The sequence below is a fragment of the Pseudarthrobacter sp. MOO13 genome (genome assembly GCF_058267655.1).
This window is the reverse complement of record NZ_CM177848.1, coordinates 613,965-628,309: the sequence shown is the minus strand read 5'-3', so window position 1 is coordinate 628,309 and position 14,345 is coordinate 613,965. Positions and strand designations below refer to the sequence as shown.

Genomic DNA, 14,345 nt, shown 5'->3' with positions numbered 1-14,345 from the left:
GGTTACGCTTGGGCAAGCACGTGGACGGCGAGCGAGGGAGTCATTGTGTCAGGTACCAATCCGGATCCGGAAGACGACAAGATCACCGGTCTGGAGCCCGGCGGCGGCGTTCCGCCCGGCGAAACCCCGCCGGGCGAAGCATCCACGGTCGGGCCCCATGGCACGGAGGAGCGCGGGCCGGGCAAGGGCACGCAGTTCCTCTGGATTGCCATCATCGGGGTGGTCGTCCTGCTCTGCCTGCTGTATTTCATCGGCTACATCGTGGGCTTCTTCCACTAACGCGGGCGGCCGCTAGCTGGGCCAGTCGAAGAAGCCTTTGCCGGTCTTGCGGCCCAGTTCCCCGCGGGCCACCTTGTCGCGCAGGATCTGCGGGGGTGCGAACCGGTCACCCAGGGTGGACTGCAGGTATTCGGCGATTCCCAGGCGGACGTCCAGGCCCACGATGTCCGTGGTCCGGAGCGGCCCGGTGGGGTGTTTGTAGCCAAGCACCATGGCGTTGTCGATGTCCTCGGCCGAGGCTACGCCTTCCTCGACCATGCGCATGGCCTCCAACGCGATGGCAACGCCCAGCCGGGAGGACGCGAACCCCGGCGCGTCATTGACGACGACGGCGGTCTTGCCGAGTGCCTCCACCCACCTCTTCGCCTCCACAGCGAGTCCGGGCGAGGTGTGCTCGCCCAGCACCACCTCGATGAGCGTGGAAGCGGGCACCGGGTTGAAGAAATGCAGCCCCAGGAAATTGCCCGGCCGCCTCAGCTCCTTCGCGAGCCCGTTCACGGACAGCGAGGACGTATTGGATGCCAGGCAGGCGTCTTCCGCCAGCCGCTCCTCGATGCCCCGCAACGCCGTAACTTTCAGGTCCCAGTCTTCCGGGACGGCTTCCACCACCAGTTGGCGGTCCTTGAAGGCGTCATAGTCCACGCCGACGGCCAGGCGGGAGACCATTTCGTCCAGGTTTGCGTCCGTTGCCCCGCGCTCGATGCTCTTTGCCGCCGCGGATTCCACCCGTTCCCGTGCCGCCTCCGCAGCCTGCTCGTCGCGTTCCACCACCAGCACGTCGGCGCCCTTGACCAGGAATGCATGGGCGATCCCGGCGCCCATCCGGCCACCGCCCAGGACACCCACCCGGGCCGGGAGGGCTGAAGTCAGTTGCGATTCGCTCATGGTCTACTTTCCGTCTGCGGGGTTGGCGGGGTTGGCCTTCTTCCGGGCGCTGCGGTCGAGGAACGCCTGCATGCGGTCGAACTTGGCCTGGGATTCGAAGAGGATGCCCTGGGCCAGCTGGTCGATCAGCGGGTGGGCTTCCGCGGGGGCGTGGAACACGGATTTGGTGATGCGGACGGCCAGGGGGTCCTGGCGCCCGATCCTGTCGGCAAGGCTGTGGGCCGCGGCCAGCAGGTCCGCGGGGTCGTGGATCTCGGTGATGAGGTTGGCCGCCCGTGCCTCGTCGGCGCCGAGGACCAGGCCGGCCAGGAGGATCTGCTTTGCCAGCGGTTCACCCACGAGTTCCCTGAGCCGCCAGCTGGCGCCTGCCGCGGCCAGGATGCCCAGGCCCGTTTCGGGATTGCCGATGCGCACGGTGGGGGTGCCGATCCGGAAGTCCGCCGCGTAGGCCAGTTCCGCGCCGCCACCCAGGCAGTAGCCGTCCAGCGCGGCGATGACCGGCATGGGCAGCTTCGCAATCCGGACGAAGATGGTGGAGTTGATCCCCTGCAGGGCGTCATCCCGCCGCCGTTCGCGCAGCTGGGCGATGTCTGCCCCGGAGGCGAACACCCCGTCCACCCCTGCAATGATCAGGATCCTGGGATTCTGTTCCAGCGCTGCGCACACGGTGTGGAGTTCGTCCACCATCTGCTGGTCGATGGCGTTCTTTACCTCGGGCCGGTTGAGCAGCACCACCACACGGTCGTCCCGTTCCTCCACTTTGAGGGCGGAGAACACTTCGGCGGCAAGGTCCACTGCGGCGGCCATCAGATTTTCTCCAGCAGCATGGCGGTGCCTTGGCCGACGCCGACGCACATGGTGGCGAGGCCGATTTTGGCGTCCTCGCGTTCCATCCGCCCCAGCAGGGTGATGGCGATCCGGGACCCGCTCGAGCCGAGCGGGTGACCCAGCGCGATGGCGCCGCCGTCGCGGTTCACGATGTCCGGATCCAGGCCCAGGCGCCGGATGGAGGCCAGTGACTGGGTGGCAAAAGCTTCATTGAGTTCGACGGCGGACAGGTCACCAACGCTTAGGCCGCTGCGCTTGAGCACTTTCTGCGTGGCGGGGACAGGACCGATGCCCATGATCTCGGGTTCGCAGCCGGCGGAAGCGCCGTCGATGATGCGTGCCCGCGGGGTCAGGCCCAGCCGTTCGATGGCTGCCTCCGAGGCCACAATGATGGCCGAGGCGCCGTCGTTGAGCGAGGACGAGTTTCCGGCGGTGACCACGGAGCCGCCCGGTGCTACCGGCCGGAGGGCAGCGAGAACGTCGAGGCTCGTGCCGGGGCGGGGCCCTTCGTCCGTGTCCACCACCGTTTCGGACTTGCGCGTCTTCACCGTGACGGGGACGATCTCGTCCTTGAAGCGCCCGGCGGCGACGGCCTCGAGGGCACGCTGGTGCGAGCGGACGGCAAATGCGTCCGCATCCTCGCGGGAGATGCCATCCGCTCGGGCCACTTCTTCCGCCGTTTCCGGCATCGAGTAGGTCATCTTCCCGTCGCGGGAGAGGCCGCCCTGCTGGAACTGCGGGTTGGTAAAGCGCCAGCCGATGGAGGTGTCGAAGATCTGGCCTGGCTTGGCAAAGGCGGCGGTGGGCTTTTCCTGCACCCAGGGTGCCCGGCTCATGGATTCCACGCCGCCGGCGATGACGATGTCCGCGGCTCCGGCCTTGATCATGTGGCTCGCCTGGATGATGGCGCTCAGTCCGGAGGCGCACAGCCGGTTGACCGTAATGCCCGGGATGTGGAGCGGAAGGCCTGCCAGCAGGGTGGCCATGCGGGCAACGTTCCGGTTCTCCTCCCCTGCGCCGTTGGCGTTGCCCAGGATCACCTCGTCGATGCTTTCCGGGTCCAGGCCGGCGCGTTCCACGGCTTCGCGGACCACCAGGGCGGCGAGGTCGTCCGGCCGCACGGCGGACAAGGCACCCCCGTACCGGCCCACCGGCGTTCGGACCCCGCCAACAAGGAAAGCCTGCGGACCTGCGGTTGCAGCCATGGATACACCCTTCACGCGATAAACAGCACTGTCATCGGCGGCCGGCACAGCGGATGCACCACTTACCGACCGTTCGTTCTGTAAATGGTACACGGCAAGGTTCCGCTCCGCACCCGGCTAAAGGACTGTGACGCCCAGGTGCGCGGCGATCAGCGGCGCCAGGAGGCCCAGCTGGTACTCGTCAACAACCAGGCCGGAGAGGCTGCCCAGCCCGCTGATCTTGCGGAATCCGGTCCCGCGGATGTCGAAATCCTTCAGCTTGGCGCCGGCCAAGTCCAGGGATCCAATGGTGCAGTCCTCGAGCCTTACCCGGACGGCCCCGGCGGCGCCAAGGTCCAGTTCATTGATGATGCACCCGCTGATCAGCACATCCGTGAGCTTGGCACCACGCAGGTTCAGGAAGTCCACCTTGCCGCCGTCGATCCGTACGGACTGCCAGCCGGTTTCGTACAGTTCCGCTGAACCCAGCCGGGGGTTGCGGAGCTCCACGTCCTGCCAGGTGCTGCGGGCACCGCGGAAAACGGGGGCGTACAGCTCGGCCAGGATGCAGTCACGGAAGGATGCTCCCCGGAGCTGCGCGTCGTTGAAGGACACGGCATCGAACCGGCACTCGGAAAAGACAGACCCGCCCAGGTCGAATCCCTCTGCGTCCGCGCGGCTAAACCGGACCCCTTCGTGCCGCTCGCCGCGCCGGAAGGCGGCGTCCGCCTGGTCTTCGAGGTCAGTGAGCTCCACCGGTGAAACCCGGGGTGCCTGCACCCCGGCCGGCCCACGTCCGCGCTTTTTCTCCATCCCCCGAGCCTAGCCCGCCCGCCCCATCCCTTGAATTAGTAAGCAAGCTTCGTTTATGGTGAAAATGTAAACGATCGACGGAAACGGAAGGAGGCCGGCACCATGGGCCTCGGAGACAAGATCAGCAACGAAGCCGAAGAACTTGGCGGCAAAGCAAAGGAAGCTGCCGGCAACGTCACCCACAATGACCGCCTCAAGGCTGAAGGCCAGGCGGACCAGGTCAAGGCGGATGCCAAGAAGGTGGGCGAAAGCGTCAAGGACGAGTTCAGGCGCGACTGACAGCCACTCTGCTGCAGCCGCAGCGAACGGCGTGCTGCATCAGCCCGACGGCGGCGGATCGGACAGATCCGCCGCCGTTCCGCTGTCCACACGCATCGGGCAAAATCACCAGCCGCTGCGGGTGGGAGTGTGGCCCTGGCGGGAGTCTTCCGGCATGGTCATTTCCGCCCGCAGGCCGAGCAACCTGACGGGGCGGCCGGGCTCGATCTTCGCGGCAAGCTCCAGGGCGTGTGCGAGCACTTCCGCAGGGACGGACGTTGCGGGGATCTTCCGGCCGTACGTTGTGGTGGTGAACGGCGCGTAGCGCACCTTCAGGGTGAGGCCGACCACCGGCCGCTCTTCCGCGGCGACATCGTCCATGACGTGCGCTGCCAATTCCCTGAGGGCGCCGTCAATGTCCGCTGCCTCCGTCAGGTCGCGCTGGAAGGTGGTTTCCCGGCTGTGTCCCCGGGCCACCCACGGTGTGTCATCAACCACCCGCGACCCTTCGCCCCGTCCCAGCTGGGCGTACCACGGGCCCATCTTGGGACCGAACTCGGGCACCAGGTCCGCAGGGTTGGCCGCCGCGAGCTCGGCAACAGTTTTGATGCCAAGGGTGGCAAGCCGCCGCGACACCGCTTTTCCCACGCCCCACAGATCGATTGTGGGCCTGTCCCCCATCACGTGGAGCCAGTTCCCTTCCGTCAGCCGGAAGATGCCTGCGGGCTTGCCGAACCCCGTGGCCACCTTGGCCCGGACCAGGGTGTCCCCGATGCCGATGCTGCAGTGCAGCCTGGTTTCCGCCAGGACGGCGAGCTGCAGCTGCCTGGCGATATCTTCGGGGACGCCGCCCTCGATCCCCACGAAGGCTTCGTCCCATCCCAGCACCTGGACCGTGGCGCCGGGCTGCGAGCGCAGGACCGCCATCACTTTCTCGGACGCGTCAAGGTATGCCTCATGATCCACGGGCAGGATGACCGCGTCCGGCACCTTCCGCGCGGCGATGCGCAGCGGCATGCCGGAGCCCACGCCGTAGGCCCTGGCTTCGTAGGACGCTGTGGACACCACGGCACGTTCGGTGGGATCGCCGCGGCCTCCCACGATCACGGGCTTGCCCGCGAGCTCCGGCCTGCGGAGCACTTCGACGGCAGCGATGAACTGGTCCAGGTCCACGTGCAGCACCCATGGTTCGTTCACAGCCCCAGTCTGCCCGGGCCAAGCGCCGCGCACCAGCGTCCCGGGGTCCGCGGTTGGATCCGCACAGTAAATGCATACTGCCCGGTTAGCCTTAGCCATGACCTACGTTGACCTCAGCGCCGAAAGCGCCACCGCCGGCGGCTCGCCTTCCTTGGGCGGCTATCTGGCCACGCCGGAGGGCCAAGGCCCTTTCCCCGGCGTCGTAATGATCCACGAGGCCTTTGGCCTGACCGACCAGACCCGCAGGCACGCCGACAGGATGGCCCGGGCCGGCTACCTGACCTTGGCAGTGGATCTGTTCAGCGAGGGCGGGGCGCGCCGCTGCCTGGTCAGCACCATGCGCAGCATGACTGCCGGCACCGGCAGGGCATTCACGGACATCGCCACGGCGCGGAAGTGGCTTGCCGCCTCCCCGCAATCAACCGGAAAAACCGGCGTGATCGGTTTTTGCATGGGCGGCGGCTTCGCGCTGCTGGTGGCCAAGGACGGTTTCGACGCAGCCGCGGTCAATTACGGTCGCCTGCCCGGCAACCTGGACGACGCCCTCCGCGGCGCCTGCCCCATCGTGGCCAACTACGGCGGCGCGGACAGGCCCCTGAAGGGGGCCGCTGCCCGGCTCGAATCAGCCCTGGACAGGCTGGGAATCGAACACAGCGTCAAGGAGTTCCCCGGCGCCGGCCACGCCTTCCTGAACGACACCGACGAAGGACCCGTGGTCCTTCGTCCGCTCATGCGCGTGATGGGCATCGGGCCGGACCCGGACTCCGCCCCGGAGGCCTGGCAGCGGATCGAGGACTACTTTGCCCGCCACCTGAAGGACTCCGCTGCCTGACGCACCGGACCCGCCCGGACATCAAGGAGGAAACGCCGACGGCGGACCGCCCCACCCAAGGGACGGCCCGCCGTCGAACGTTGCTCAGGAAGATCCGGCGTCAGCTGTAGAGCTCGCTCTTGGGCTGGTTGCCCTTGACCTTCTGCCAGCCAAGCCACAAGACCACCGCGAAGAACGGGATGGTGGCCAGCGTCCAGAGGCCCAGGTAGAACACCTCGCCGTCCTTGCTGGTCATGGTGTCGAAGCCAATGAGCACGGTGATGGCCAGCAGGCCCAGCAGGCCGGCCCAACTGGTCCACGGCGAACCCGGCATCGGCAGGGTGGACGTGATGCCCTTGCGGCGGCGCAACACGATTTGGCTCGCGAAGATGGAGCCCCAGCAGAAGATCACGCCGATCGAGGCGGTGTTCAAGGCGAGGTCGAACGCGTGCGAGCCGCCCAGCCAGATGTTCAGCAGGATGCCCACAAGGTAGAACGCGGCGATCGCAAGGATGGCGGCATACGGGACGTGCCGCTTGGACATGCGGGTGAGCCACTGCGGGGCGTGGCCGTTGTTGGCCATGGTGCGGAAGACGCGGCCGATCGAGTAGAGCCCGGAGTTGCAGGAGGAGAGTGCGGCGGTGATCACGATCATGTTCATCACGTCACCCACCCAGCCCAGGCCCATCTGGCCGAAGACGGTAACGAACGGGGAGGTGCCGGCCTTGTACTGGTCCGAGGGCAGCAGCATCGCCAGCAGCAGGACGGAGCCCACGTAGAACACCACGATGCGCAGTACGACGGCGCGGATCGCCTTGGGCACCTCGCGTTCCGGCTTTTGCATCTCGCCGGCAGTGACGCCGACCAGCTCGATGCCGTTGTAGGCAAAGATGACGGCATTCAGGACCAGGACCATCACCAGCGCACCCTTGGGGAACATGCCGCCCTCGGCCGCGAAGAGGTTGTTGACGGAGGCGTGCCCGTCACCCACTTGGGCGTTGGTGACCACCATGAACGTGCCCACCACCAGGAAGGTCAGGATGGCGCCCACCTTGAGGCAGGATGCCCAGAATTCGAACTCGCCGAACGCCTTGACGCTCAGGAGGTTCACGGCCACGAGGAGCGCCAGCGCGGCGATGGCCGAGGCTTCCACGGGGACATTGGGGAAGAAGAACTGGAAGTACAGGCCGATCGCGATGAGCTCGGCGATGCCGGTCATGCCCCAGTTGATGAAGTACATCCAGCCGGACATGTACGCGCCCTTTTTGCCGAACATCTCGCCGGCGTAGCTCACCAGGGAGCCTGAGGTCTGCCGGTACATGATGAGTTCGCCCAGGGCCCGCATGAGCAGGTAGGCGATGACGCCGGCGATGGCGTAGGAGAAGATCAGGGCCGGGCCGGTGGAGGCGAGCCGGCCGCCGGCTCCCATGAAGAGGCCCACGCCGATGGCGCCGCCCATGGCGATCATGGTGACGTGGCGTCGGCCCAGGGTCTTGCTGTAGCCCTCGGCGCTGAGGGAGGAGTCGACGGCGGCGGTTGCCGCGGCGGTGTTCTTGAGGTCTGTGGGGGTACTTTGAGGCACAACTGTTCCTTGTGGGTTGGGGGTTGGCCGCATCCGGAATCCGTATGATACGGCTCACAAAATTCGGCCTTAATGCCAAGAAACCAGCGATTGTGAGCGTAAATCATCGAGTAGCCGAAGCTTCACGCGGCCTGTCCATCCTACAAGACCGGGCGCCGGGTACGTGACGCGCGCTACACGGCACCCCCGGCGATAGGCTGAAGCATGGCCACAGCCCATCGCATACCACCCGCTCCACAGCCACAGCTGTACCGTTTTTCCCGACTGGACCTGGCGGCGCTCTGCCTCTACGTGGCCATCGCGGGATTCTTCGCTGCGGCCGGCGACCTGGTGGCCCCTTTCCTGCGGCAGATTGCGCCGTCCCCGGCCGCCGCCTCGTATGCGGTGAACCTGCTGTTCTATTCCTCGGTGGGAATCGTGGCGCTGTTGGCCGCCCGGAAAGTAGTGGCGCGCGACCTCAAAGTCCTGGCGACCCGGCCCTGGTTCACCCTGTTAATGGTTCCGGCCGCGGTCATCGCGATGCTGGTCCTGACCGCGGTCCTGGTGGCGCTGAACGGGCAGGTGGAAACGTCCGCCAACCAGGCAGGCCTGCAGGCCCTGATACAGCAGGTGCCGCCCTGGCTCATGGTGCCGCTGCTGGTGGTGGTGGGACCGTTCGTGGAGGAATACATCTTCCGCCACCTGCTGATCGGCAAGCTGGGCAGGCGGGTGAACCTCTGGATCTGCTGCGTCCTCTCGGCAGTGCTGTTCGCGGCGATGCACATCGTGGGGCAGGAGGCCATCACCCTCACGGCACTGCTTCCCTACCTGGCCATGGGGGCCACGCTGGTGTTCGTCTACGTATGGACCGGGAAGAACGTCATGTTTTCCTATTTCGTCCACGCCGCCAAGAATTTGCTGGCCGTGGTCCTGGTCTACTCCATCCCGCCGGAACTGTTCGAGCAGATGCAGCACGTCCAGGCGTAAGCCGGCGCTCAGTCCGCCAGCGTGTACCCGCGCACTGTGAAGCGGTGCGTGCCGCTGGTCCGCCCCGTGATGTAGACCTTGGTGCCGCCGGCCGCGTTCGTGCCGCCCAGGTAGCGGTAGCTTTCACCCGGGTTGTAGGTGGCAGGAGTATCCGGATCTGCGGGCAGCCCGGGTCCAAACTCAATCACGTCCGCGCCCACCCGGTACGTGCCGGTACCGCCCACCAGCTGGAAGGTTCCGTGCGCACCTGCCGGCTCCACGCCGTCGAGCACCCCGCCGGGCTGGAAGGTCAGCTCGAGCGCGAAAGCCGTGTGCGTTCCTTCGAACCCAATGTCCAGGCCTACCTCCCCGCCTGCTGCCTTGATCCTGATCTCCGTGGCAAGCCGGTGGACGTCGGCGGCGCGCGAACTGAACTCCATGCCGGCGCTGAACCGGCCTTCATGCTCCAGGGCGTATATGCCATCCGGGCGCTGCTTGGCCGGCGGCAGGGGCTGGTAGAAGTTGGCTTCCAGCTGCTCGGCGAGCACCAGCACGCCGCCCTGCCGCACCGTGTCCTGGCTGCGGAAAGGGCCCAGGTCGAAGAAGCTCCTGGACAGCCGCAGATCGGACAGCATGGCCGCGCCGTGCCCGAAGCGGAGGAAGGTGGGGTTGGTGGCAAGCCCGGAGCCGACGCCCGGAACCAGGGGGTCGCAGCCGCCGAACACGGTGGCCACTGACCCTGCTCCGCGGAACCGGTAGGCGCCGCAACTCTCGAGCGCCGCCGCGGCCGGAGCGAGGGGTGCCGGCAGCGCGGCGGCGTGCGACGGCGGATCGGCCGGCAGGGCCGCTGACAGCCAGGGGTCCAGCCGGGTGAGGGCAAGCAGTTTCGCGGGCTCGTGCAGGGGCAGCCGGGCCAGCCAGGTGGCTGCCGCGGCGAAATCGGCCCGGCCGTCCTGGGCCGCCAGCCGGCTGTAAAGGTGAAGGAACGGGGCGGCGCCGAATTGCATCCACTGGTCCTGCCGGCGGGAGAAGACGGATTCCACGGTGCCGTCAGCGTTGAGCCAGGGCAGGAAGGCGGCGAGGTTCCGCCGGACGTGGTCCAGGAGGTCCGTCCGGCCCGTGGCGTCCGCGATGGTCAGCAGCGAGGGATTGGTCACGGCAGTGGCGTACAGGGGGCTGCGCTCGGAGTACATGCCGTCGGGGAGCTGGTCGATGCCCTCGGCCAGCCATTGTTCGATCCGGGCGCCGATGTCCTGCCGCGGGTGCAGCGTGTTGATCTGCGCCAGGGCGGCGGAGAGCTCCCAGCGGTGGTTTGGGGTGTGGACGCCGCCTGCCACCATGGCGTCAACGGACGTGGCGATGATGGCCTCGAGCCGCTCGTCCACCTCCGCCAGTAGGTGGTCCGGGGTTTCCGTTGCGCGGACCAGCCGCACCGCCAGGCAGGCGTCGTTCAGGGTGAACGCGGAGTCCGGCGGCGAGGACAGGTTGGTGCCGTCGAACAGGCCGGTGGGCCCTTGGAGGGTCTCCAACCGGTCCAGGCACCGCCGCATCGCCGTGGCAAGGGTTTCCTGCGCGAAGTAGCCGGAGCCGGGCTCGGTGAACACGGCGGCCAGGGCCAGCAGCCTGGCCATGGCCGGCCGGTGCGCCAAGGCCCGCACGTCGTCGTCGTGGGCTGCCAGGAACGCCGCGACCTCCCGGTCCGCTTCTGCCGCCACCCGCGCCAGGAAGGCTGTGTCCGTTGTTGCTGTCTGCACTGTTGCTGCCTTTCACCGGCCCGCAGTGGCGGGACCGTCCTAATCCTTCAGCCCGGCGCTGACGTCCGCGTTGAGCACGTATTTCTGGAAGACGAAGAACACCAGGACCAGCGGCAGGAGCGAGATCACCGAGGCCCCCAGGAGCACCGGCCAGTCGATGTTTTCCGCCCCAACGATGCTCCGCAGCGCCACCTGCAGGGTGTACCACTTGGGGTCGTTGAGCACGATCAGGGGCCAGATGTAGTCGTTCCACCGCCACTGGAACGAAAAGATGGCCAGCGTGAACAGGATGGGCTTGGACAACGGGAGCATGATCCGGAAGAAGATGGCCAGCTCGCCCGCGCCGTCGATCCTGGCGGAGTGCAGCAGGTCATCCGGAACCGTGAGGAAGAACTGCCGGAACATGAACACCCCGGTGGCCGTGAGTACCGACGGGACGATGATGCCGGCCAGCGAGTTGTAGAGGCCCAGGTCCCGGATGACCGAGAACGTGGGGTTCAGGATTACCTCGGTGGGCAGCATGGTGGTGGCCAGGATGCATACGAAGAACAGCCGGGTGCCCTTGTTGTTGTACTTGGCCAGCGCATATCCGGTGCAGGCGCTGAAGAAGACCGTCAGAACCGTGGTGGTGATGGAGACCGTGGCCGTGTTCAGGAAGTACTGCGCAAAGTCCACCCGTTCCCATGCGTCCACGAAGCCTTGGAAGGTCCATTCCCGGGGAATCATGGACAGCGGGTAGCTGAAGAGTTCGCTGCCGGGCTTGAAAGAGCTGAGCAGGAACCAGAGCAGGGGTAGCGCGTAGATGGCGGCGATCACCCACATCAGCAGGGTCAGCGGGATGGAGGCCTTGGCCCGGATCTCCCGGTTGCCCGGCTGGGTGCGGCCGTCCCTGCGGCGTGGTGCTGGGTCGTTCCGGGTTGGTTGGGCGTGTTCCTCCGCTACCGCGGGAGGCAGGTTGGCAGCTGTTGCCACGGGTCAGCCCTTCTTCCTGTTGAACCGGAGCTGGATGAGGGCGATGGCCAGCAGGACCACCATCAGCACCATGGAGGCGGCGCTGGCGTAGCCCACCTTTGACTGCTCGAAACCGGTTTTGTAGATGTATTGCACGATCAGGGTGTTCTGCGTTCCGGGGCCGCCGCCGGTCAGCGCCTGGATCATGGCGAATTCCTTCATGGCATGGATGGTGGAGAGCAGGATCACCATGAACGACGTCGGCGCGATGCCCGGCAGGGTGACGTGCCGGAAACGTTGCCAGGCGTTGGCCCCATCGAGTTCCGCGGCCTCCAACAGGGATTCCGGAATGTTCTTCAGCGCGGCGATGAACAGCAGCATGTTGAAGGCAGTGCCGCCCCACGCCGAGGCGAAGATCACCACGGCGAGGGCCAGGTTGCCGTCGCTGGACCATGGCAGCGGATTCCCGCCCAAGCCGGAAATCAGGAAGTTAATGAAGCCGAAGTCCTGGCCGAACAGCCACTTCCAGATGACGCCCACCACGATGGGCGAAATGAGCCAGGGCAGGAAGATCACGGTCTTTGCCGCTGTGCGTCCGCGGACGGCTTTGCTGACGAGCAACGCGGCCACGCCCAGGGAGCAGACGTAGACCAGCGGGACCGACAGGACCGTGTACACGAAGGTCCGGCCCAGGGCGGCGTAGAACGAGCCGTCAGCGAAGAGCTTCTGGAAGTTGGCCAGGCCGATGAAGTGCAGCTTGCCGATTCCGCGGTAGTCCGTGAAGGAGTACAGCATGCCCAGCGCTCCCGGCCAAACAAAGAACACCAGGAAGAGCACCACGTTGACGCCGATGAGGACCAGCGGGGCGATGACGTAGCGGTTGCGGCGCTTCAGCGCCGACTTGCTGCGGACCGGCCCCGGCTGCGGTGCCGGGGCCGCCGTCGGAGTGATGGTTGGTTGTGCCACGGGATCAGGCCCCGTTGTAGAGCTTCACGATGTTGTCCACCGTGGTCTTGGCGTCCTGGCCGCCGGAGAGCATCTTGACGGTCTCCTCCCGGAGCGGATCGCCGGAGAACGGGGTCTCGGCGTAAGCCTCGATGACCACGCGCTTGATGGCGTTGTCCCCCTTCGCCTGGTTGCCGGCGATTTGCTTTTGGTAAAGCTCGAACGATGCCTGCTGGAACGGGTAGTCCACCTTCAGGTCCTTGACCGGCAGGTAGCCGCCGGTCTTGGCGAACTCGGTGTAGTTGGCGTCGTTGTAGAACCAGTCAATGAACTTCCTGGCTTCCTCATCTGCGCCGGTGTCCTTGAAGGCGACCATGAATCCGCCGCCGAGGTTGGTGGCGTTGACGTCCTTCTTGGGCAGCGGAACGGACAGCCATTCGAAGTCCTTGATGTTCTTGTTGAAGTCCGCCACCTGCCAGCTGCCGGAGTAGTAGGCGGCCACCTGGCCGCTCTTGAACATGGCGTTGCCGTCCTCGCCGCTGAGCCAGACGGACTTGGGCATGGTCTGGTCGTCGTTGATCTTCTTGAAGTACTCCAGGGTCTCCACGGCTTTGCTGTCGCCGGTGTACTTGCCGTTTTCCTTGGCGAAGGCGGTGCTGCCGAATTCGTACATCATGGCGCGCAGCCGGTGGCCGGAGCGGTCCATCACCACGCCGTACTTGGCGCCTGCCTTCTCGCGGACCTGGTTCACGGCTGCGATGAACTCATCCCAGGTCCAGGTGGTGTCGATCGATGTCGGGAAGGCGACGCCGGCCTTGGTGAACAAGCTCTTGTTGATGAAGAGCCCCACGGCGGTGAGGTCGGAGGGGATGGCGGGGATAATGCCGTCCGGCGATTGCTGCAGGAAGTTGGGATCGATGTTGTGGGATTTGGCGATGTCCGTGAGGTCCTGGAGCTGGTTGGCCCACAGCGGGTCGAGGCCGGTGACGCGGGCCAGCGCCGGAAGGTCGTTCGCAGTGGCCGCGTTCTTCAGCTTGGTGGTGATGTCCGCGGTGGGGACGTCGACAACCTCGATGGTGATCCCGGTGGCTTCCTTGTACTTCTTGGCGGCGGCGGCGAACGCACCGCCCTGGTTGGTGTCGCCGGACAGGATAAGCTGCAGCGTCTTGGCGCCGCCATCCGTGGAGCTCCCTCCCCCTCCTCCACTGCAGGCGGTGAGGCCGGCAGCCAGGGCCGACAGTCCGAAGGCCGTCAGCCCAAACTGGCGGCGGGTAATGCTGGAGATTCTTGTCGTCTCTGACAATGCTCTGTCCTGTCTCTCGCGATAGCGGGGAAAACCCTTTCCGCTAGAAACTGTGACCTATGTCATGACATATTGTCAAGAATACTTTTGACGGCGTCAGGATAGGCCGCCCACCCGCGTCAGCCCCTTCCCCAACTCCGCCGCCGCCCTTACCGTGGACGGATGGGACTGAATATCCAAATCGTGATCGACTCGTCAAACCCGCATGAGCTCGCCGACTGGTGGGCCGAAACCTTGCAGTGGGCGGTGGAACCACAGGATGCCGGCTTCATCCGTTCCATGATCGAGCAGGGCTACGCCACCGGGGACCAGACCATAACGCACCGCGGAAACCTCGTGTGGAAGGACGGCGCCGCCATCCGGCCCCCCGAGGAAATAGAAGCCAAAGCCCCCGCGCGTCGCATGCTCTTCCAGACCGCCCCCGAGCAGAAAACCGTGAAAAACCGCGTCCACTGGGACGTGCGGCTGGACGGCCGGGACAAGGACGAGGTGCGGGGCGAACTCGAGGCGCGAGGCGCCACTTTCATGTGGACGGCCGGGCAAGGGCCGCATTCCTGGCACACCATGGCGGACCCCGAGGGCAACGAGTTCTGCATCAGCTGACGCCGAT

General features: G+C 66.2%; 15 protein-coding genes. 5 read left to right on the top strand and 10 right to left on the bottom strand.

What is annotated here, in order from left to right:
* Nucleotides 1–45 precede the first annotated feature (45 nt).
* Nucleotides 46–279 carry a DUF6480 family protein gene (locus tag AC4EEO_RS02850; protein WP_491339817.1) on the top strand — a complete coding sequence of 78 codons (234 nt, stop codon included), beginning with the start codon at nucleotides 46–48 and terminating at the stop codon, nucleotides 277–279.
* 12 nt (nucleotides 280–291) lie between these two features.
* Here the strand turns inward: AC4EEO_RS02850 and AC4EEO_RS02845 are convergent, their stop codons facing one another.
* From AC4EEO_RS02845 to AC4EEO_RS02830, 4 genes are all read right to left on the bottom strand, one after another.
* Entirely contained in the window at nucleotides 292–1,164 is an 873-nt protein-coding gene (locus AC4EEO_RS02845) for a 3-hydroxyacyl-CoA dehydrogenase family protein (RefSeq protein ID WP_109045220.1), read from the bottom strand.
* Between the two features lie 3 nt (nucleotides 1,165–1,167).
* The gene (locus tag AC4EEO_RS02840; RefSeq protein ID WP_491339816.1) at nucleotides 1,168–1,971 is read right to left on the bottom strand and encodes an enoyl-CoA hydratase/isomerase family protein; all 804 of its coding nucleotides are present in this window, start codon (nucleotides 1,969–1,971) and stop codon (nucleotides 1,168–1,170) included.
* The gene (locus tag AC4EEO_RS02835) at nucleotides 1,971–3,197 is read right to left on the bottom strand and encodes a thiolase family protein (RefSeq protein WP_491339815.1); all 1,227 of its coding nucleotides are present in this window, start codon (nucleotides 3,195–3,197) and stop codon (nucleotides 1,971–1,973) included. The genes AC4EEO_RS02840 and AC4EEO_RS02835 overlap by 1 nt, the downstream gene beginning before the upstream one ends.
* A 117-nt stretch (nucleotides 3,198–3,314) precedes the next feature.
* Nucleotides 3,315–3,989, bottom strand: a complete 675-nt coding sequence (locus tag AC4EEO_RS02830) for a pentapeptide repeat-containing protein (protein WP_026264582.1) — start codon at nucleotides 3,987–3,989, stop codon at nucleotides 3,315–3,317.
* Nucleotides 3,990–4,091: 102 nt separating this feature from the next.
* Between AC4EEO_RS02830 and AC4EEO_RS02825 the strand changes: the two genes are divergently transcribed.
* A complete protein-coding gene (locus AC4EEO_RS02825; RefSeq protein ID WP_491330544.1) occupies nucleotides 4,092–4,268 on the top strand; it encodes a CsbD family protein in 177 nt (58 codons plus the stop codon).
* Nucleotides 4,269–4,373: 105 nt separating this feature from the next.
* On the opposite strand, the gene AC4EEO_RS02820 is transcribed toward AC4EEO_RS02825, so the two are convergent.
* Nucleotides 4,374–5,444, bottom strand: a complete 1,071-nt coding sequence (locus AC4EEO_RS02820; protein ID WP_491339814.1) for a DNA polymerase IV — start codon at nucleotides 5,442–5,444, stop codon at nucleotides 4,374–4,376.
* 97 nt (nucleotides 5,445–5,541) lie between these two features.
* Between AC4EEO_RS02820 and AC4EEO_RS02815 the strand changes: the two genes are divergently transcribed.
* Nucleotides 5,542–6,276, top strand: a complete 735-nt coding sequence (locus tag AC4EEO_RS02815) for a dienelactone hydrolase family protein (RefSeq protein ID WP_018761747.1) — start codon at nucleotides 5,542–5,544, stop codon at nucleotides 6,274–6,276.
* A gap of 100 nt (nucleotides 6,277–6,376) precedes the next feature.
* Here AC4EEO_RS02815 and AC4EEO_RS02810 read toward each other — a convergent pair whose 3' ends face one another.
* Nucleotides 6,377–7,837 (bottom strand): amino acid permease, encoded by a 1,461-nt coding sequence (locus AC4EEO_RS02810; RefSeq protein WP_018761748.1) that lies wholly within the window; start codon nucleotides 7,835–7,837, stop codon nucleotides 6,377–6,379.
* A 204-nt stretch (nucleotides 7,838–8,041) separates the two neighbouring features.
* Between AC4EEO_RS02810 and AC4EEO_RS02805 the strand changes: the two genes are divergently transcribed.
* Nucleotides 8,042–8,803, top strand: a complete 762-nt coding sequence (locus AC4EEO_RS02805) for a CPBP family intramembrane glutamic endopeptidase (protein ID WP_491339813.1) — start codon at nucleotides 8,042–8,044, stop codon at nucleotides 8,801–8,803.
* An 8-nt stretch (nucleotides 8,804–8,811) separates the two neighbouring features.
* Here AC4EEO_RS02805 and AC4EEO_RS02800 read toward each other — a convergent pair whose 3' ends face one another.
* From AC4EEO_RS02800 to AC4EEO_RS02785, 4 genes are read right to left on the bottom strand one after another with little or no spacing between them, the layout of a single operon-like run.
* Nucleotides 8,812–10,536, bottom strand: a complete 1,725-nt coding sequence (locus AC4EEO_RS02800) for a hypothetical protein (protein WP_491339812.1) — start codon at nucleotides 10,534–10,536, stop codon at nucleotides 8,812–8,814.
* A gap of 39 nt (nucleotides 10,537–10,575) precedes the next feature.
* A complete protein-coding gene (locus tag AC4EEO_RS02795; RefSeq protein WP_018761751.1) occupies nucleotides 10,576–11,508 on the bottom strand; it encodes a carbohydrate ABC transporter permease in 933 nt (310 codons plus the stop codon).
* Between the two features lie 3 nt (nucleotides 11,509–11,511).
* Nucleotides 11,512–12,453 (bottom strand): carbohydrate ABC transporter permease, encoded by a 942-nt coding sequence (locus AC4EEO_RS02790; RefSeq protein ID WP_018761752.1) that lies wholly within the window; start codon nucleotides 12,451–12,453, stop codon nucleotides 11,512–11,514.
* Nucleotides 12,454–12,457: 4 nt separating this feature from the next.
* On the bottom strand, nucleotides 12,458–13,735 hold the full coding sequence (locus AC4EEO_RS02785) for an ABC transporter substrate-binding protein (RefSeq protein ID WP_491339811.1): 1,278 nt from the start codon (nucleotides 13,733–13,735) through the stop codon (nucleotides 12,458–12,460).
* Between the two features lie 162 nt (nucleotides 13,736–13,897).
* Here AC4EEO_RS02785 and AC4EEO_RS02780 point away from each other — a divergent pair, with 162 nt between their 5' ends.
* On the top strand, nucleotides 13,898–14,338 hold the full coding sequence (locus AC4EEO_RS02780) for a VOC family protein (protein ID WP_491339810.1): 441 nt from the start codon (nucleotides 13,898–13,900) through the stop codon (nucleotides 14,336–14,338).
* Nucleotides 14,339–14,345 lie beyond the last annotated feature (7 nt).

Bases quoted from the DNA above. Each gene is read 5' to 3' on its own strand.
- AC4EEO_RS02830 (WP_026264582.1), bottom strand. From the start codon at position 3,989: ATGGAGAAAAAGCGCGGACGTGGGCCGGCCGGGGTGCAGGCACCCCGG.
- AC4EEO_RS02780 (WP_491339810.1), top strand. From the start codon at position 13,898: ATGGGACTGAATATCCAAATCGTGATCGACTCGTCAAACCCGCATGAG.
- AC4EEO_RS02815 (WP_018761747.1), top strand. From the start codon at position 5,542: ATGACCTACGTTGACCTCAGCGCCGAAAGCGCCACCGCCGGCGGCTCG.
- AC4EEO_RS02825 (WP_491330544.1), top strand. From the start codon at position 4,092: ATGGGCCTCGGAGACAAGATCAGCAACGAAGCCGAAGAACTTGGCGGC.
- AC4EEO_RS02840 (WP_491339816.1), bottom strand. From the start codon at position 1,971: ATGGCCGCCGCAGTGGACCTTGCCGCCGAAGTGTTCTCCGCCCTCAAA.
- AC4EEO_RS02835 (WP_491339815.1), bottom strand. From the start codon at position 3,197: ATGGCTGCAACCGCAGGTCCGCAGGCTTTCCTTGTTGGCGGGGTCCGA.
- AC4EEO_RS02845 (WP_109045220.1), bottom strand. From the start codon at position 1,164: ATGAGCGAATCGCAACTGACTTCAGCCCTCCCGGCCCGGGTGGGTGTC.
- AC4EEO_RS02805 (WP_491339813.1), top strand. From the start codon at position 8,042: ATGGCCACAGCCCATCGCATACCACCCGCTCCACAGCCACAGCTGTAC.